Origin of the sequence: Flavobacterium sp. PL02, from assembly GCF_035013205.1 — a bacterium.
In the GTDB taxonomy this organism is placed as follows: Bacteria; Bacteroidota; Bacteroidia; order Flavobacteriales; family Flavobacteriaceae; genus Flavobacterium.
In genome coordinates this window covers 296,568-314,110 of the sequence record NZ_JAYGJP010000002.1, presented here as the reverse complement: position 1 = coordinate 314,110, position 17,543 = coordinate 296,568, and the positions used below count along the sequence as shown (strand labels likewise).

17 protein-coding genes are annotated in these 17,543 nt (G+C 29.1%); all 17 read left to right on the top strand.

Features of this window, described 5'->3' with window-relative positions:
• Window positions 1-4: 4 nt before the first annotated feature.
• The 17 genes from SHI72_RS09325 (at window position 5) to SHI72_RS09250 (ending at window position 17,341) form a co-directional block, all read left to right on the top strand.
• Window positions 5-1,090: a glycoside hydrolase family 99-like domain-containing protein gene (locus SHI72_RS09325; protein WP_323489806.1), complete on the top strand. Its 1,086-nt coding sequence runs from the start codon at window positions 5-7 to the stop codon at window positions 1,088-1,090.
• A gap of 273 nt (window positions 1,091-1,363) precedes the next feature.
• Window positions 1,364-2,185 carry a hypothetical protein gene (locus SHI72_RS09320; protein ID WP_323489805.1) on the top strand — a complete coding sequence of 274 codons (822 nt, stop codon included), beginning with the start codon at window positions 1,364-1,366 and terminating at the stop codon, window positions 2,183-2,185.
• 105 nt (window positions 2,186-2,290) lie between these two features.
• A complete protein-coding gene (locus tag SHI72_RS09315) occupies window positions 2,291-3,331 on the top strand; it encodes an EpsG family protein (RefSeq protein ID WP_323489804.1) in 1,041 nt (346 codons plus the stop codon).
• 23 nt (window positions 3,332-3,354) lie between these two features.
• Window positions 3,355-4,314 carry a glycosyltransferase family 2 protein gene (locus tag SHI72_RS09310; protein ID WP_323489803.1) on the top strand — a complete coding sequence of 320 codons (960 nt, stop codon included), beginning with the start codon at window positions 3,355-3,357 and terminating at the stop codon, window positions 4,312-4,314.
• A gap of 65 nt (window positions 4,315-4,379) precedes the next feature.
• Window positions 4,380-5,438 carry a glycosyltransferase family 4 protein gene (locus tag SHI72_RS09305; RefSeq protein WP_323489802.1) on the top strand — a complete coding sequence of 353 codons (1,059 nt, stop codon included), beginning with the start codon at window positions 4,380-4,382 and terminating at the stop codon, window positions 5,436-5,438.
• A gap of 269 nt (window positions 5,439-5,707) precedes the next feature.
• A complete protein-coding gene (locus tag SHI72_RS09300) occupies window positions 5,708-6,685 on the top strand; it encodes an NAD(P)-dependent oxidoreductase (protein ID WP_323489801.1) in 978 nt (325 codons plus the stop codon).
• Entirely contained in the window at window positions 6,672-6,998 is a 327-nt protein-coding gene (locus SHI72_RS23600) for a glycosyltransferase (RefSeq protein WP_416348471.1), read from the top strand. Before SHI72_RS09300 ends, SHI72_RS23600 begins: the two co-directional genes overlap by 14 nt.
• Window positions 6,999-7,205: 207 nt before the next feature.
• Complete coding sequence (locus tag SHI72_RS09295) at window positions 7,206-8,219, top strand: NAD-dependent epimerase/dehydratase family protein (protein ID WP_323489800.1); 1,014 nt, start codon at window positions 7,206-7,208, stop codon at window positions 8,217-8,219.
• A gap of 88 nt (window positions 8,220-8,307) precedes the next feature.
• Window positions 8,308-9,531 (top strand): glycosyltransferase family 4 protein, encoded by a 1,224-nt coding sequence (locus SHI72_RS09290; protein ID WP_323489799.1) that lies wholly within the window; start codon window positions 8,308-8,310, stop codon window positions 9,529-9,531.
• Window positions 9,532-10,434, top strand: coding sequence for an NAD-dependent epimerase/dehydratase family protein (locus SHI72_RS09285; protein ID WP_323489798.1), 903 nt, complete (start codon window positions 9,532-9,534; stop codon window positions 10,432-10,434).
• On the top strand, window positions 10,434-11,399 hold the full coding sequence (locus SHI72_RS09280) for a glycosyltransferase family 4 protein (protein ID WP_323489797.1): 966 nt from the start codon (window positions 10,434-10,436) through the stop codon (window positions 11,397-11,399). The genes SHI72_RS09285 and SHI72_RS09280 overlap by 1 nt, the downstream gene beginning before the upstream one ends.
• Window positions 11,396-11,821, top strand: coding sequence for a hypothetical protein (locus SHI72_RS09275; protein ID WP_323489796.1), 426 nt, complete (start codon window positions 11,396-11,398; stop codon window positions 11,819-11,821). The genes SHI72_RS09280 and SHI72_RS09275 overlap by 4 nt, the downstream gene beginning before the upstream one ends.
• The gene (locus SHI72_RS09270; RefSeq protein WP_323489980.1) at window positions 11,814-12,953 is read left to right on the top strand and encodes a DegT/DnrJ/EryC1/StrS family aminotransferase; all 1,140 of its coding nucleotides are present in this window, start codon (window positions 11,814-11,816) and stop codon (window positions 12,951-12,953) included. Before SHI72_RS09275 ends, SHI72_RS09270 begins: the two co-directional genes overlap by 8 nt.
• 28 nt (window positions 12,954-12,981) lie before the next feature.
• The gene (gene rfbC, locus SHI72_RS09265) at window positions 12,982-13,530 is read left to right on the top strand and encodes a dTDP-4-dehydrorhamnose 3,5-epimerase (RefSeq protein ID WP_323489795.1); all 549 of its coding nucleotides are present in this window, start codon (window positions 12,982-12,984) and stop codon (window positions 13,528-13,530) included.
• On the top strand, window positions 13,530-14,381 hold the full coding sequence (gene rfbD, locus SHI72_RS09260; protein ID WP_323489794.1) for a dTDP-4-dehydrorhamnose reductase: 852 nt from the start codon (window positions 13,530-13,532) through the stop codon (window positions 14,379-14,381). The genes rfbC and rfbD overlap by 1 nt, the downstream gene beginning before the upstream one ends.
• 42 nt (window positions 14,382-14,423) lie before the next feature.
• Window positions 14,424-15,308 (top strand): glucose-1-phosphate thymidylyltransferase RfbA, encoded by an 885-nt coding sequence (gene rfbA, locus SHI72_RS09255; RefSeq protein WP_323489793.1) that lies wholly within the window; start codon window positions 14,424-14,426, stop codon window positions 15,306-15,308.
• Between the two features lie 128 nt (window positions 15,309-15,436).
• Window positions 15,437-17,341, top strand: a complete 1,905-nt coding sequence (locus SHI72_RS09250) for a nucleoside-diphosphate sugar epimerase/dehydratase (protein WP_323489979.1) — start codon at window positions 15,437-15,439, stop codon at window positions 17,339-17,341.
• Window positions 17,342-17,543 lie beyond the last annotated feature (202 nt).

Below are 17,543 nucleotides of genomic sequence, written 5' to 3'. Positions count from 1 at the left end.
TATTATGAAAGTGAAGGCTAGAGTTATAGCATTTTATTTACCTCAATTTCATCCCATACCAGAGAATGATGAATGGTGGGGAAAAGGATTTACAGAATGGACTAATGTAGGCAAAGCAAAACCACTTTTTAAAGGTCATTATCAGCCAAGAGTACCTGCTGATTTAGGATATTATGATTTACGAGTACCAGAAAGTCGCAAAGCACAGGCTGATATGGCAAGAGAATATGGCGTTGAAGGTTTTTGTTATTGGCATTATTGGTTTGGTAATGGTAAAAGACTTATAGAGCGACCATTTAATGAAGTTCTGGCTTCCGGAGAGCCTGATTTCCCATTTTGTTTAGCATGGGCAAATGAAACATGGAAAGGTTTTGCACATGGTATGACAAACCGTAATGTTTTAATTGAGCAGCTCTATCCCGGAGTTGAAGATTACATAGCTCATTTTTATGAAGTATTACCCGCTTTTAAAGATCATAGATATATAAAAATAAATAACAAACCTATTTTTATGATTTATAAACCTTTAGGAGATCCGGAAGTTTTAGTTTTTATGGAAACCTGGAGAAAATTGGCGATAGAAAATGAATTAGAAGGCATTTATTTTATAGGACATCATAATGATATGAAAAATAGTTTACAGGATATCAAAAATAGTGGTGTAGATGCAGTTAATACAACTAGATTAAATAATTATATTATCAATCATCGTACTTTTTATCAGAGAGTTCAGGGGAGATTAAATAGACTATTGAGAGGTGTTGCTTTGTCATATCCTTATGAAGTAATGTCAAAATACTTTCTTTCGAAAACCGAAGATACGCAGGAAAATGTATTTCCAAGTATTATTCCTGGTTGGGATCATACTCCTAGAAGTGGTATAGAAGGATTAATTATTACAAAAACAAATCCTGGTGTTTTTAGCAAGCATGTAAGAGATGTTGCAAAAATGGTTTCTAATAAGGAAGATGAAAATAAAGTAATATTTCTTAAATCTTGGAATGAATGGGCAGAAGGAAATTATATGGAGCCTGATTTGAAATATGGAAAGCAATTTTTAGAAGCTCTAAAGAAAGAGATTGTATATTAAAGCTATATAATCTTTAACTAAATAAGTTAAAATTTGAAAATATATTACATATACCATTTATCAGAATCTGTAAGAGAAGGCGGAATGTCTCGAAATAATGCTTTTTATAAAAGAGTCTCAGATCTGGATGCTATAAAAATAAATATCTACAGTAAAAATATTTGTAAGAGGTTTTGGTTTGGACTCAAAACAATTAGTATTTTATACTTTCTTAAAAATAGAAGTATACTTATTCATCAGGGAAGTTTATGGATTTTGTTTCCGATTTTTTTTATGAAAATTGTTTTTTTTCGAAAAATTGTTTTTTATCTGCTTAAGAAAATTTCAAGTAGAAATAAATTAATTTTAGAGGTAAATGATTTGATTTATGAACAATCTATTGATTTGGAATTAGTGGTAGATGATTTTTTTTCCTTTTTACAAGATAAACTTTATACAATTGAAAATTGCAATTATATTTTTGCATCTAATGAAATGAAACATTATGTAAGTGAAAAATATTCTATTCTGCCAAAATATTCTACTGTAATAGTTAATGGAGCTCCAGAGCTATGTGATTATTCTTTTATGTTTAATAATGAAGAGTGGATGAATACGGACAAACTAAAGTTTGTTTATGCTGGAAGTCTTAATAAAGGAAGACAAATAGAAGATTTATTAGCTGTTTTTGATAATGATAAAGATAATTTGCTTATTGTTTTAGGAAATGAAGGAGAATGGTTAGAGGAAATTGAATTAGCCAATAATATTTTTTATTTAGGTAATTTTGAAGAAAAAATTGCCCATTATTTAGTTTCAAAATGTGATATAGGTATAATTCCTTATAATGAGGATAGGTTTTATTATAACTTATGTTTTCCAACAAAAGTATCATTTTATTTAACTGCGGGTCTTCCCATTTTTTCTACACCATTAAAAGAATTACAAAATGTATTTTATAATGATGATGTGATTTTATTTAATTCATTCAGTGATTGGAAGAATGTTATTATGAATATTGATAAAAAATATATTGAAAAAATGAAGAAATCGACAGATCTTATAAAAAACAAATATCAATGGGATTTTTTATTAAAAAGATTCGATTTTAAATAGTTTTATGGTTTTGAACTGTGCTTTTTTTCATTAAAACTGTCAAATATTTAGTCAATATAATTTTTTATGCTGCACATAATAATATTTTCTTTTTCCTGATATCGAATGATTTCTATATTGTTTTTTGTTTTTTTTTTATTTTCATTCATTGCTTTTTTTTCACCAAAAGATGTATTGAATAAATATGTTTTGTACACTTTTGTTGGTTTTATCTTAATATTTATAGCTGGTTTTCGAAGTGAACAGGGAAATCCAGATTATGCTAATTATAAAGAGATGTATGAAGACGCAAGAACAGGCGATGTCATCGTAGAGTTCTCCTATGTTTTTATCTCTCATATAGTTCAATTTATATTTGATAACATATTATTTGTATTTCTGGTATATGCTATCATAGGGGTTTCTTTGAAATTAACAGCAATAAAACAATTGACGGATTTATGGTTCCTGTCTCTAATAATATATTTTAGTAATTTTTTTATACTTCACGAAGTCATTCAAATTCGGGTGGGGGTAGCTTCAGGCTTTTTGCTTCTATGTATTAAACCAATTTATGACAGAAATCTAAAACGATTTTTAGTGTTGGTTCTGTTAGCGGTGTTTTTTCATGTTTCTTCTTTAATTATATTACCATTATGGTTTTTAGGTAAATTTAAAAATAAGATCAATCTTTTTGTTGTAGGAATAATAATACCTATTAGTTACTGTGTTTATTTTATGAATGTAACGATATTAAATTTTATACCTATTCCTTATGTACAAGAAAAATTAGATGTATATGCTCAATTGCAAGAATTAGGAACAGCTGATTTTTTGACAGAAATAAATGTTTTTAATTATGTCTTTCTTGCGAGAATCCTTTTTTTTTACTTTTTGCTGTATAAGAGTGAGTTATTAATGAGTCATAATAAATATACTGTTTTATTGTTAAATATATATGCTATTTCATTATTTATGTATCCAGCGTTGGCTATGATGCCTGTTCTAGCTGGAAGAATTAGTGAATTGTTGGGAGTGGTAGAAATAATATTATTACCGCTTATATATTATACGATTAGACCTAGATATATTTCAATATTAATTATTGTAGTCTGGGCTTTTGGAATATTAATGGTTAATATATTTAAGTCACAAATACTAGGTTAAAATTTCTTTATTAAAATTTATTTATGGAGTCATTGGTTTATATTTTATTAGCCTCTTATAATGGAGAAAAATATATTGAAACACAATTGGAGAGTCTGCTTTCTCAAACATATACAAACTGGTGTTTGTTGATACGTGATGACGGTTCTACGGATTGTACTTTAGGAATTATTGAAAAATATATAAAGAGAGACGCTAGAATAAAATTAGTTGATGAAAATGATCTAAATAAAGGAAAAGGTGCTTGTCAAAATTTTCACAATTTGATTAAAGTTGCTGTTGCACAGGAGGCATCTTTTATATTCTTTTGTGATCAAGATGATTATTGGTTTCCTGACAAAGTTGAAAAAATGATGCATGTTGTTGATAAAAGTCACAAACCAACTATGTTGTATTCAAGTTTTTTTTATGCGGATAATAATTTGAAGAAGCTGCCAAAGCATGTTCAAGAAATTAGATCATCTTTTTTGAAGCCATCTTTTAAGAGAGTGATTGTTCAAAATACAGTTTACGGATGCACAATGATGATTAATTACCAGCTAGCTGAAAAATGCCTGCCAATACCGCTAGAGGCTGAAAATCACGATTATTGGATTGCTTTGGTAGCTACTGGTATTGGCGCTAAAATTGATCATTTAGACATACCATTAATGTTATATAGACAACATGATAATAACGTTTCGGGAAATTATAATGATCACAGTAATTTATCTCGAGTTAAAAGACTTTTCATGAATTGGAATAGCATGAAAAAAGTTCAATGGGAAAAAATTAAAATGATTAATACTGTTGCCGAACAATTGAAAAATGAGTTGCTGCCTAAAAACTTAGAATTACTCGAAGGATATTTAAACGTAATTAAATATAATAATATTAGACTTATTAGTTTTTGTATAAAGTATGGAATAAAAAGACATTCTTTTTTGTCAACAATTGTCTTCTATTTTGTTTTATGTAGTTTGCCTAAAGTAAAACAGAATTAATTTAATTTTAAAAGTGATTAAAACTTGCCCTAATAAAAGGTAATTTTAAATAAGATAGATATTACATGAAAATTGCTTTTATTTTACCAGCTTTAATTAATAAAGGACCTATAATTGTTGCTCATAGTATAGTAAAATATCTTAAAGATAAGGTAGATCTAATTGATGTTTATTATTTTGATGATAATGAAAAAACATTAGATTTTGACTGTGATATTTATCATATAAATAAATCTGTAGTTATTGATTTTGATAAGTATGATATAATTCATAGTCATACCTTTAGAGCTGATTTATATGTGTTTAAATGGAGAAAAAAAATTATGCACGCAAAGATTATAAGTACAATCCATCAGGATACTTTTAAAAGCTTTTCCATTCAGTATAATAATGTGGCCTCATATTTTTTAACTCATTATTGGTGTTTCATTCATCGACAATTTGATGGAGTTGTCTCTATTTCTAACCAAATAAAAGACAAATACAATAAATTATTATTAAATAAAATAACAACAATCCACAATGGATGTAATATCGATAATGTAAATATTAATAAGGAAATAGAAGATTCAATTCAATTATATAAAGAAAAAGGGTATAAAATTCTTGGATCTTATGCATATATAACTCAAGGAAAAGGACTTTTACAAGTTGTAAAAGTTCTAGAATTACTACCCGATTATGTTTTTGTTTTAATAGGTCAAGGGCCATATTTGGCCAAAATTAAAAAAAACGTAGAGAAATTAAATCTGTCAGATCGAGTTTTATTTATACCATATATACAAGCCCCTTATTCTTATTTAAAATTCTTTGACATATACATGATGCCATCATATTCGGAAGGATTTGGATTAGCTATGGTTGAAGCTGCATTGGCGCAGAAATCAATAGTGTGTTCTAAACTAGCGTCATTTTATGAAATTTTTAATGATAATGAAGTTTGTTTTTTTGAGTTGGACGATTCAGAATCTTTAGCCCAAGCTATCAAATTGGCAGATATTGAAAGCCAAAAAAGAGGTAAACGTGCTTTTGATAAGGCAAATATGTTTTTCACCTCACAAAAAATGGCAGATAATCATTTACTTTATTATAGACAAATATCCAATAAGTATCTGAAGACTTAGTAATTTTGAGAATTAGAACAATTTATAACTTTGTATATAAAAATGTTTTTTTGATTTTTATACTTAGAAGTTATTGTATACATAATTTATTAATGCAATTATTAGTAATAAAGATTATCTAATATAATCTTAAATGTTTAGATAGAATTAGAACTGACCTTAGATTTGGCGATAGAATGAATTTACTTTTAGGAAAGAAATGAGCGGTCAGCTTTTTTTATGGAATTATATAGGGTTAAACGATCAAAAAAATATTAAACAACAAAAAAATGACTGCTAAATATAAAATTTTAATTACAGGTGGGTCAGGATTTATTGGTACTAATTTTACGGAAAAAATGGTTTTGAATGACCACGAAATTTTAAATATTGATATTAATCCACCGAAAAGGGAAAAATTAAATAAGTATTGGATAAATGTAGATATCAATGATTTAGAAAAATTAAGAGAATCCGTTTTTAATTTTAATCCAGACTATATTTTACATTTAGCTGCTCGAACCGATTTGGATGGAATAGTTTTAAAAGACTACGATGTCAATATTCTAGGAGTAGAAAATTTACTAATAATTGTAAATGAGTTAAAAAAAATTAAAAAAATTATTATAACGTCTTCAATGTTAGTATGTCGAGGAGGATATTATCCTAAAGATCAATTTGATTATACACCAACAACTGTCTACGGAGAGAGTAAAGTAAAAACGGAACAGAAAGTATGGGAAAATAAACCTGCTTGCGATTGGGCAATAATAAGACCAACTTCAATTTGGGGACCTTGGTTTGGGATGCCTTATAGAAATTTTTTTGATATGGTAATTGCAGGAAGATATTTTCATATTGGTAAGAGAGCTTGTACAAAAACTTATGGTTATGTAGGGAATTCAATTTTTCAAATTGAGAGTTTACTTTTTTCGGAAACAAAAGATGAAGAAGAAAAAGTCTTTTTTATTGGAGATGATCCAGCTATTAATATTGAAGATTGGGGAAATGAGATCGCAAGTGAATACGGGAACAAAATTAAAAGAATGCCATATTTTATAATTAAAATGGCAGCTTTTTTTGGAGATGTTTTGAAGTTATTTAAAATTAGTTTCCCTATGAACTCATTTCGTTTGCAAAATATGACAACTAACAATATTATAAATTTAGCAAACACAAATAAAATAGCTCCAGTATTGCCTTACACAAGAAAAGAAGGAATAAGAACAACTTTAAAATGGATCTTAGAGCCAGATAAAGGTCTATGATGCAGAGAATAGAGGAATTGAATTAGCTACAGGAAATTTAATTGCTATTCTTAATTCAGATGATACATTTAATTCAAATACTGTTATTGAGGAAATAGTTAATTTTCATCAGCAAAATGATATTGATACATCAATTGGAAACATCATTCATCATCAAGAAAATGGTAGAGTTATTATGTTGTATTCTTCTAAGTATTGGAATCCCGAAAAACTTAAAAGCGATTTTTTCTATAAATATGGAAACTATGATTTAGGTTTTAAGATTGGAGCAGATTATGAATTAATTAGTCGTTTATTTCTAAAAACAAAATAAGCTGGAAATATTCTAGAATAACGACTACTGCTATGCTTATTGGATGCTTAAGTAGCTCCGAATCCTCTTCGTAAATTAATTACTAAAGAGATTCAAAAAGCTCTGAGAATGAATGCGATTTTTTTTCTCCGTTAAAAATTACAATGAGATTTTTTTGGAAAAATTAATAGGGTTTTAAAAAGAAATATTTAAATATATATATGTAAAATGAGAACAACAAAAAAAGTTATAGTTTTAGGTGGAGGTGGTTTTATTGGTGGGCACTTAGGTAAAAGATTGAAAAATGAAGGATGCTACGTGAGAATAGCTGATATAAAAAATCACGAGTATTTTGATCATCAAGAAATTTGTAATGAGTTTATATTAGCAGATTTACGTGACCCTAAAGCCGTTGAATTAGTAATTGGAGAAGGCTATGATGAAGTTTATCAATTAGCTGCTGATATGGGTGGAGCTGGTTACATTTTTACAGGAGAAAACGATGCGAATGTGATGCATAATTCAGCATTAATCAATCTGAATGTTGTACATGAATGTGTAAAAAAGAATATTAAGAAATTGTTTTATTCTTCTTCTGCATGTATGTATCCTGAACATAATCAATTAGATGCAGATAATCCTAATTGTGAAGAGTCTTCAGCTTATCCTGCAAATCCAGATTCTGAATACGGATGGGAAAAACTTTTTAGTGAGCGTTTATATTTTGCATTTAATAGAAACTATAAATTAAATGTAAGAGTTGCAAGATTTCATAATATTTTCGGCCCACAGGGTACGTGGAACGGTGGTAAGGAGAAGGCTCCGGCGGCTATGTTAAGAAAAGCGGCAGAAAACCCAGAAGGCGGAACATTTGAAGTTTGGGGAGACGGTTTACAAACTCGTAGTTTTTTATATGTAGACGAATGTGTAGAAGCTGTTTTAAGATTAATGGAAAGTGAATTCTTAGGGCCGGTAAATATTGGTTCAGAAGAAATGGTAACGATTAATCAATTGGCACAAATGGCAATTAGAATTTCTGATAAAAATATTCAAATAAAAAATATTGCTGGACAAGAATTTATTGATAAATATGGTTTCAAATGCCCTGTTGGTGTAAGAGGTAGAAACTCTGATAATAAATTATATGAAGAAAAAGTAGGATGGAAAGTTTCTGAACCATTAGAAAAAGGAATGGAAAAAACTTTTTCTTGGATTAATGAGCAAGTAAAATTATCGAAGTAATTTGATAAAGATTAAAAGCTGCTCTTTAAATGGGCAGCTAAACAAAAAAAACTTTTTTTGAGTTTAACTTATAAAAGAATTAACACTTTTGAAAATATTATTAATTACGCAGGTTTTTTATCCTGATACAGTCTCTGTCTCGCAGCATTTATGGGATTTAGCAGAACATCTTCAAAAAAATGGACATGAGTTAACTGTTTTTTCGAGTAGATATCCTTATGAAGAAAAGAATATAAAATATCCTAAATTTGAAGAGGTAAACGGAATAAAAATAGTTAGAATTAATCAATCTAAATTTGGCAAGAGAAATGCTTTTTTTAGAATAGTTGATTTTTTTACATTTAGTTTCAATATTTCAATAAAATTATTGTTCATAAAAAAGAATAAGTATGATCTAATACTTGGGACAACGGTGCCTCCTCTATTATCTTTCTTAGGGGTATTGATATCTAAGTTCAATAGGATTCCTTTCTATTACTGGATTATGGATTTGCAACCCGAATTGTCAATAGCTTCAAATCTAATAAAGAAAGAATCTTTAGCGGCTAAATTCTTTACTTTTATTGGGAATTATAGTATAAAAAACTCAAAGAAAATTATCTCACTTGACAAATTTATGACGCAATATTTGATTGGTAGAGGAGCTTTAGAATCAAATATATATACTATTCCTGTTTGGCCTGTAATTGATAGACTTTATGAAGGAGATAGGGAAAGTAATCCGTTTAGAGTAGAAAATGCGTTTGGAGATAAAATCGTAATAATGTATTCTGGTAATCATGCTTATGTTCATCCATTAGATACATTGTTAAATTCAGCAAACTTATTGAAAAATGATAATCGATTTCTTTTTGTTTTTGTTGGAGGAGGAGTGCGAAAAAAAGATGTGACAAATTTTAAAGAGCTGAATAATTTAAAAAATATAATACAGCTACCATTTCAACCACGTGAAAATATTCATAACTCGCTTGGATCTTCTGACATTCAAGTTGTAATTATGGGTGAAAATCAAGTTGGTTTTACACATCCCAATAAAATTTATGGTGCAATGTACGTGGGGAAACCCGTTCTTTATATTGGACCAAAGCAGTCGCACATTACAGATATATTATTTGATTTGCCAGGTAACATTATTACAGGGCATAATGAATCGGAGTTTATTGTAACAGAATTGTTGAAATTTGCTAGTTTAAATGATGAAGAAAAAAATGAAATTGGTTTAAACAATTTAAAATATGTGAATAAAAGCTTCTCACCAGTTATTTTAAAAGATAAAATGAAAGATATATTTAAAATTTCATCACTTATTTAGATGATAAAAATTTTAATTTCAGGATTGACAGGCTTCGTTGGCCAAAATCTCTCTAAATATTTATTAAATAATTCTTTTGAAATTAATCCTATTTCTCTACGAAATCTAAACTGGAAAAAGAATTTTGAGGCAGATGTCATAATTCATCTTGCAGGAAAAGCGCATGATACCAAGAAATCGAGTGATACCTCAGAATATTTTAAAGTCAACACCGATTTAACTAAGGAATTATTTGATGCTTTTTTAGAAAGTAAAGCTAGAGACTTTATTTACTTCAGTAGTGTAAAAGCTGTAGCTGATGAGGTTATAGAAGTTTTGTATGAAGATGTCTTAGCTAATCCCAAAACTCCATATGGTCAATCCAAGTTGCAAGCTGAGGAATATATATTATCCAAGGAAATTTCGCAAAGCAAAAGAGTTTTTATAATTAGGCCATGTATGATTCATGGTCCAGGTAACAAAGGAAATTTAAATTTATTTTATAATCTAGTAAAAAAAGGAATACCTTATCCTTTAGCTGCTTTTCATAATGAAAGATCATTTTTAGGTATCGATAACCTAAATTTCTTGATCAAGGAGATTATTTTAAATAAAAACATATCTTCCGGAATTTATAATTTTGCAGATGATGAGGTTTTATCAACAAATCAATTGGTTGAAATTATATCATCTGTTGCTAATAAAAAAAACTTATCAATCGCAATTCCAAAATCTATAATTAATAGCCTTGGAAGAATTGGAGATTTAATAAAATTACCTCTAAATTCGGAAACAATTCAAAAGTTAACCGAAAATTATAGGGTCTCAAATCAAAAAATTAAAACTGCGTTAGGTGTTGATAAACTTCCGAATACTGCTCAGCAGGGACTAGAAAAAACAATAAAAAGCTTCATAAATAAATAATGCAATACACAATACTTGGAATTCTTTTAATGATTATGATGTTACTTTATTTTAAAGTAGCAGATCGCTTTAACATTGTAGATAAGCCTAACGAAAGAAGTTCCCACAGTGAAGTTACGTTAAGAGGGGGAGGTATCATCTTTTGGTTTGCAGCTTTATTATATTTCGTGCAACACATCGATAGTAATTATTTTTTCTTTACAGGAATTACATTAGTTAGTTTAGTTAGTTTTTGGGATGATATTCAAAGTTTATCCAATAAAATCCGAATTTCAATTCACTTTTTATCTATTTCTTTGATTTTTTATGATTTAGGAGTTTTTGATTTCATGCCGCTATACGGAGTTATTATCACTTATATCCTGGCTATAGGGGTAATTAATGCTTATAATTTCATGGATGGTATTAACGGAATAACGGGCTTATACACTCTTGTAGTAATGGGTTCACTACTATTTGTTAATAAAAATATTCAATTTTTTATTGATGCTGTTTTTATAAAGTATGCAATGATTGCCAGTTTGGTTTTCTTGTTTTTTAATTATAGAAAAAGAGCGAAATGTTTTGCTGGAGATATAGGTAGCATTGCGATTGCTTTTTGGGTTATTTATTTGGTTTTAAAGCTTATTTTGCTAACAAATTCACTTGTATGGCTTTTGTTTTTAGCTGTATATGGAGTTGATGCAATTTGCACTATTATACATCGTCTGTATCTAAAACAAAATATTTTTCAGGCACATCGTCTGCATTTATATCAGGTTCTGAGTAATGAATATAAAATTCAGCATAGATTAGTGTCCCTATACTATGCTATAGTTCAAATATTAGTTTCAGCTTTAGTTGTCTTTTTATATCAAAAAGTTCAAGATGTATTATTGTTTGTAATTGTAATAACACCTTTACTTTTGATATATTCTTTTAAGTTTTATTTGTTAAACAAAAACAATTTAAAATTAAATTCATGATTCCTAAAATAATCAATGGAGGAAGTTTTTCAGATCATCGCGGAACTATTTCGTTTGTAAATGATTTTAGTTTTAAGGATATAGAAAGATTTTATATTATAAGTAATTCTGATGAAAACCCAATTCGCGCCTGGCAGGGTCACAAATTAGATGCTAAAAATTTTTATTGTTTAAATGGATCATTCAAAATTCATTTTGTTCAAATTGACAATTGGGATAAGCCTTCTAAAGACTTAACTATTGAAACTGTAGTTGTTTCTACAAATGATAGTAAAATACTTCATATTCCGGCAGGATATGCGAATGCAGTTGAATCTTTGGAAAGCAACTCAAAACTAATTTCATTTTCTACTTTACCACTATCAAAAGTTAGTGATGACGACGTTCGCTTTGCATCAGATTATTGGAAAATCAATGCTTAATAAACCCATTTATTTATCACTTTCGCAACAAAGCGGTTTTGAACAAGAATATGTTCAAAAAGCCTTGGAAACAAATTGGATAACTTCTGGAGGACCAAATGTAGATGATTTTGAAAATGTTTTAGAAAATTATCTTAAAGAGCAATCATTTGTTACAGCTTTAAATTCAGGTACATCGGCAATTCATTTAGCTCTAATTTTATTGGGAGTTGAAACTGGGGATGAGGTTATTTGTCAAAGTTTGACTTTCTCAGCATCAGCAAATCCTGTTTTATATCAAGGAGCAATTCCTGTTTTTGTAGATAGTGAACCAGATACTTGGAATATATGTCCGGAGCAATTAGAAATTGCTATTAAAGATAGAATTGAAAAAGGTAAAAAACCTAAAGCAATCATTACGGTTCATTTATATGGAAACCCATATAAAGTTGATGAAATACACGCAATTGCAAATAAATATAATATTCCAATTATAGAAGACAGTGCCGAAGCTCTTGGGAGTTCATATAAAGGGAAAAAATGCGGGACATTTGGAATATTTGGAATTCTTTCATTTAATGGAAATAAAATAATCACCACTTCCAGCGGAGGAGCATTAATTACGAATTCCTATGATTTAAAAGAAAAAGCTATTTTTTATGCTACACAGTCAAAAGATGAAGCCATTCATTACCAACATAGCGAAATTGGCTACAATTATAGAATGAGTAATATTTGCGCAGGAGTAGGTCTGGGACAGATTAAGGTTTTAGAGAAAAATGTATTTGCCCGTAGAGAAAATCATTTTTTTTATAAAGAAGTTTTTAAAGACATACTAAATGTAGAGGTTTTTGAAGTTTTGAATGAAGACTATTATTCGAATTATTGGTTAAATACTATTTTAATTGAACCAAATAAAGAAAAAAAAATAGACAAAGAACGTTTAAGATTAGCATTTAAAAACCAAAATATTGAAACACGTCCACTTTGGAAACCGATGCATCTGCAGCCAATTTTTGAAAAATATCCTTATTATGGAAATCAAATAGCCCAAGATTTATTTGAAAAAGGATTATGTTTGCCGTCAGGTTCCAATTTAACAATTGAGGATAAAAATAGAATTAAAGAAGTAATTAAAATCTTCTTTAACTAAGATAAAATAAATAAGAGTTATATTTAATATGAAAATTGAAGAAACATTTATAAAAGATTTAGTAGTTGTAGAACCTACAGTTTTTGGAGATGAAAGAGGTTATTTTTTTGAATCATATAGCAAAACTAAATTTGAAGATTTAGGAATTAATATTGACTTTGTTCAAGATAACCAATCTTTTTCTAAGAAAGGTACTTTGCGAGGATTACATTATCAAAATCCTCCTTTTGCACAAACTAAATTAGTACGTGTTTTAGAAGGAGAAATTATTGATGTTGCAGTAGACTTAAGAAAAGATTCACCTACTTACGGGAAGTCATTTAGTATTTTATTGTCAGCAGAAAACAAGAAGCAATTATTAGTTCCTCAAGGTTTTGCACATGGTTTTTCTGTTATTAGCGAAACAGCATCAGTTATGTATAAGTGTGATCAATTTTACAATAAAGGCTCAGAAGGAGGTATTAAATTTGATGACCCATCTTTAAATATCGATTGGGGAATGGATTTAAAATATGCAATTGTTTCAGAAAAAGATCAGATTCTTCCTTTGATTGAAAATTGTAATAGTTTATTTTAATGGAGAAGATACTTGTAACAGGAGCAAATGGGCAATTAGGGTCAGAATTATTTGTTTTATCTTCAAATTATCCTCAATACAAATGGATTTTTGCCAACAGAAATCAAATAACTCTTAATGACTTAAATTTACTGCAAATACAGCTAGAAGAATTACGACCGACTATTATTTTAAATTGTGGAGCTTATACAGCCGTTGATAAAGCGGAAACTGAAAAAGAATTAGCAGAGATTGTTAATCATTTGGCAGTAGAAGCAATAGCAAAATATTCAACTAAAAATAAAGGGAAATTAATTCATATATCTACGGACTATGTTTTTGATGGGACATCATCAGTAGCTTTGAATGAAGAAGCTCTAACAAATCCTATCAATGTATATGGAGCTAGTAAAAGAGCTGGAGAAATTGCTTGTTTGAAAGAAAAACCAAATTCAATTATCTTAAGAACTTCTTGGGTATATAGTAAATTTGGTAATAATTTTGTTAAAACAATGCAGCGATTGATGCAGGAAAAAGATTCAATTAGTGTAGTGAATGACCAAATTGGATCACCAACGTATGCTGCTGACTTAGCTCAAGCGATGATTAAGATTATTTCATCAGAAAAATGGGCTCCCGGGATTTATAATTATTCGAATGAAGGAGAAATCAGCTGGTATGAATTTGCATTGGATATAAAAGAGGTTGGTGAATATAATTGTAAAGTTGAAGGTATTCCTTCTTTAGCATATCCTACTCCTGCAAAACGTCCTGCTTTTTCTTTGTTGGATAAAAGTAAAATTAAGAGAGTCTATGGAATTGACGTTCCAAATTATAAAGAGAGTTTGAGGAAAATGTTAGCACAATCATAGTGACTGCATTTTATTAATAAAAAATAGATACAATCCAGACAAATGAAAGGAATTATTTTAGCAGGAGGTTCAGGTACCAGATTACACCCGTTAACACTTGCAATGAGTAAGCAAATGATGCCAGTATATGATAAACCAATGATTTATTACCCATTATCAACTTTGATGATGGCAGGAATAAATGAAATATTAATTATTTCTACTCCACATGATTTGCCAAACTTTAAAAAATTACTTGGAGATGGAGCAAATTTAGGTTGTAAGTTTAGTTATGCAGAACAAGCTATTCCAAATGGATTGGCACAAGCATTTGTAATTGGAGAAGAGTTCATAGGAGATGATGATGTTGCTTTGATTTTAGGAGACAATATATTTTTTGGAGCTAATATGCAAGAACTCTTGCGTTCGAATACAAAACCTAACGGTGGAGTTGTGTTTGCATACCATGTTTCAGATCCGGAACGTTATGGCGTGGTAGAATTTGACCAAGATTTGAAAGCCATTTCAATAGAAGAAAAACCAAAGAATCCAAAATCTCATTATGCTGTTCCTGGATTGTATTTTTATGATAATTCAGTTGTTGAAATAGCCAAAAATATCGAGCCAAGTGCGCGTGGAGAATATGAAATTACAGATGTAAATAAAGTATATCTTTCTAAAGAAGCTTTAAAAGTTGGTATCTTAAGTAGAGGCACTGCTTGGCTTGATACAGGAACTTTTAATAGTTTGATGCAAGCTGGTCAGTTTGTGCAGGTTTTAGAAGAGAGACAAGGGCTAAAAGTAGGGTGTATAGAAGAAATTGCTTGGAGGCAAGGATTTATAAGTGATAATCAACTTGAGGAATTAGCTCTACCATTAGTTAAATCTGGTTATGGGGCATATTTGCTGGATTTTTTGAAACAAAAAAAGGCAGGTGTTAAAATTTAATTTTTTGAATCCATTATTTCGTATTTTTGTAATTATTATCGGACTCTATAATTCTAAGACCAATTAATTTGAATAATAAACCAATCACTTTTGCAATTTTATTTGCTAAGTATTTTTCGATAGCTAACATGAGACTTAATATTCATAACCTAAGTTATTTACCAAGGTGGATTATAGTTTTAATGGATGTTATGGTATTGATTTTCTCTTTTACTTTTACTTATTTATTATTTAAGGGTACTGGTTTAGGATATATTATAACGCACCATGAGTTTTATTTTGTTGGGTCACTTTTGGGAGTTAATGTTTTTTTCTTTTGGTTATTTAGGACATATTCAGGCATAATCAGGCACTCATCGTATATTGACGCAATCAAATTACTGTTTTCGCAAATGTCAGTGTTGGTTGTTTTCTTGTTCTTCAATTTTGTTTTTGAATTATATCATGGTGACAAAGCATTTTTGAATACAGCTCTTTTTATAAATATTGTGCTTTCATTCTGTGGATTGTTTTTATATCGGGTAGTTGTTAAGCAAACATTTGAACTTTATTTTGCTGAAAAAAACAATACTAAATTAATTAGAACTATTATCTATGGAACTGATGCTAATGCAATTTCTGTTGCTAATGCATTAAAGTTTGAAACACCTTCTCGTTTTAAAATTGTAGGCTTTGTAGATAAAAATAATCAAAATGCTTCAAAGAGAATGTTGGATTTACCAATATTGATTCAAAAGAAAAGATTACCTGCATTAATGCGTTCCGTTGCGGCCGAAGGAGTCATAATTGCAGACAAAAGTTTATCAAAAGATGAGCAATTAATAATTGTTGACCAATGTTTAGAGTTTAATTATAGAGTATATACTGTTCCATTAATTTCAGATTGGGAAAATCAAAAAGAGATATCTCAAAAAGTAAAAAATATCCAAATTGAAGATTTATTGGAAAGAAAGCCAATAGTATTGGATAGTAAATCGATATCTAAGCAATTAAAAGATAAAACTATTTTAATTACTGGAGCTGCAGGGTCAATTGGTAGTGAAATAGTAAGACAGGTAATAGGATTTAATCCTAAAAATGTAATTTTACTAGATCAGGCAGAAACACCGCTACATAGTCTTTGTTTAGAAACTCAAAATATCGTTTCTGATTCAAAAATTCATGCTGTAATTGCAGATGTGAAGAGTAAAGAGGCAATGGAAAGAGTTTTTAAAGTTTATGGACCACAAGTGGTTTTCCATGCTGCTGCATACAAGCATGTACCCTTGATGGAAGGAAATCCATCTCAAGCTATTTTAACAAATATTGAGGGAACTAAAAATCTAGCTGATTTAGCCTGTAAATATAAAGTAAAGAAATTTGTAATGGTATCTACAGATAAAGCTGTAAATCCTAGTAATGTTATGGGGGCTAGTAAACGTATTGCTGAAAAATATGTGCAGTCTTTACATTTAAAAAATCAAAAAGAAAAAGGGAATGATACAACAAAGTTCATCACAACTCGTTTTGGAAATGTATTAGGCTCTAATGGATCAGTCGTTCCTTTATTTACTAAACAAATTGCAGAAGGAGGACCACTAACTATAACCCATCCTGATATTATTAGGTACTTTATGACCATTCCAGAGGCATGTCAATTGGTTCTTGAAGCTGGTGCAATGGGTAATGGAGGTGAAATCTATATTTTTGACATGGGAAAACCTGTTCGAATTATTGATTTGGCCAGAAAAATGATAAAATTAGCAGGATTTATTCCAGAAAAGGAAATTAAAATTCAGATTGTTGGACTTAGACCTGGTGAAAAGTTATTTGAAGAATTATTAAATGATACTTCAAAAACATTGCCTACTTATCATAATAAAATTATGATTGCTGAGGAAATTCAAGATGAATATGAAAGCTTACATATAGAAATTGATGAGTTGATAGGAATATCTAAATTTTTTGATAATGACGATATTGTTGCAAAAATGAAAAAAATTGTGCCAGAATTTAAGAGCATGAATTCTAGTTTTGAGATTCTTGATAAATAGATGTAATGAGCGTGAAGATATTCAAGCTTTAATTTCTTACAATAAGGTGTTTTTTAATAAAAGCACCTTTTTTGTTTCTATTATTTAGAATAGAAATGTATTCATAATGTTGATAATTTATTTTAATTGTTACATTTGCCTTAATTAATACCATACTTTTTTAGTCTGTAAAATGAAGTAATAGTAATTTATTTCAGAAGTA

What these genes read in the sequence shown, in the direction of transcription:
- SHI72_RS09315 (WP_323489804.1), top strand. Translation starts at nt 2,291, where the DNA reads ATGATTTCTATATTGTTTTTTGTTTTTTTTTTATTTTCATTCATTGCT.
- SHI72_RS09320 (WP_323489805.1), top strand. Translation starts at nt 1,364, where the DNA reads ATGAAAATTGTTTTTTTTCGAAAAATTGTTTTTTATCTGCTTAAGAAA.
- SHI72_RS09305 (WP_323489802.1), top strand. Translation starts at nt 4,380, where the DNA reads ATGAAAATTGCTTTTATTTTACCAGCTTTAATTAATAAAGGACCTATA.
- SHI72_RS09270 (WP_323489980.1), top strand. Translation starts at nt 11,814, where the DNA reads ATGCTTAATAAACCCATTTATTTATCACTTTCGCAACAAAGCGGTTTT.
- SHI72_RS09300 (WP_323489801.1), top strand. Translation starts at nt 5,708, where the DNA reads ATGACTGCTAAATATAAAATTTTAATTACAGGTGGGTCAGGATTTATT.
- SHI72_RS09310 (WP_323489803.1), top strand. Translation starts at nt 3,355, where the DNA reads ATGGAGTCATTGGTTTATATTTTATTAGCCTCTTATAATGGAGAAAAA.
- SHI72_RS09295 (WP_323489800.1), top strand. Translation starts at nt 7,206, where the DNA reads ATGAGAACAACAAAAAAAGTTATAGTTTTAGGTGGAGGTGGTTTTATT.
- SHI72_RS09250 (WP_323489979.1), top strand. Translation starts at nt 15,437, where the DNA reads ATGAGACTTAATATTCATAACCTAAGTTATTTACCAAGGTGGATTATA.
- SHI72_RS09285 (WP_323489798.1), top strand. Translation starts at nt 9,532, where the DNA reads ATGATAAAAATTTTAATTTCAGGATTGACAGGCTTCGTTGGCCAAAAT.
- rfbC (WP_323489795.1), top strand. Translation starts at nt 12,982, where the DNA reads ATGAAAATTGAAGAAACATTTATAAAAGATTTAGTAGTTGTAGAACCT.
- SHI72_RS09325 (WP_323489806.1), top strand. Translation starts at nt 5, where the DNA reads ATGAAAGTGAAGGCTAGAGTTATAGCATTTTATTTACCTCAATTTCAT.
- SHI72_RS09275 (WP_323489796.1), top strand. Translation starts at nt 11,396, where the DNA reads ATGATTCCTAAAATAATCAATGGAGGAAGTTTTTCAGATCATCGCGGA.
- rfbD (WP_323489794.1), top strand. Translation starts at nt 13,530, where the DNA reads ATGGAGAAGATACTTGTAACAGGAGCAAATGGGCAATTAGGGTCAGAA.
- SHI72_RS09280 (WP_323489797.1), top strand. Translation starts at nt 10,434, where the DNA reads ATGCAATACACAATACTTGGAATTCTTTTAATGATTATGATGTTACTT.
- rfbA (WP_323489793.1), top strand. Translation starts at nt 14,424, where the DNA reads ATGAAAGGAATTATTTTAGCAGGAGGTTCAGGTACCAGATTACACCCG.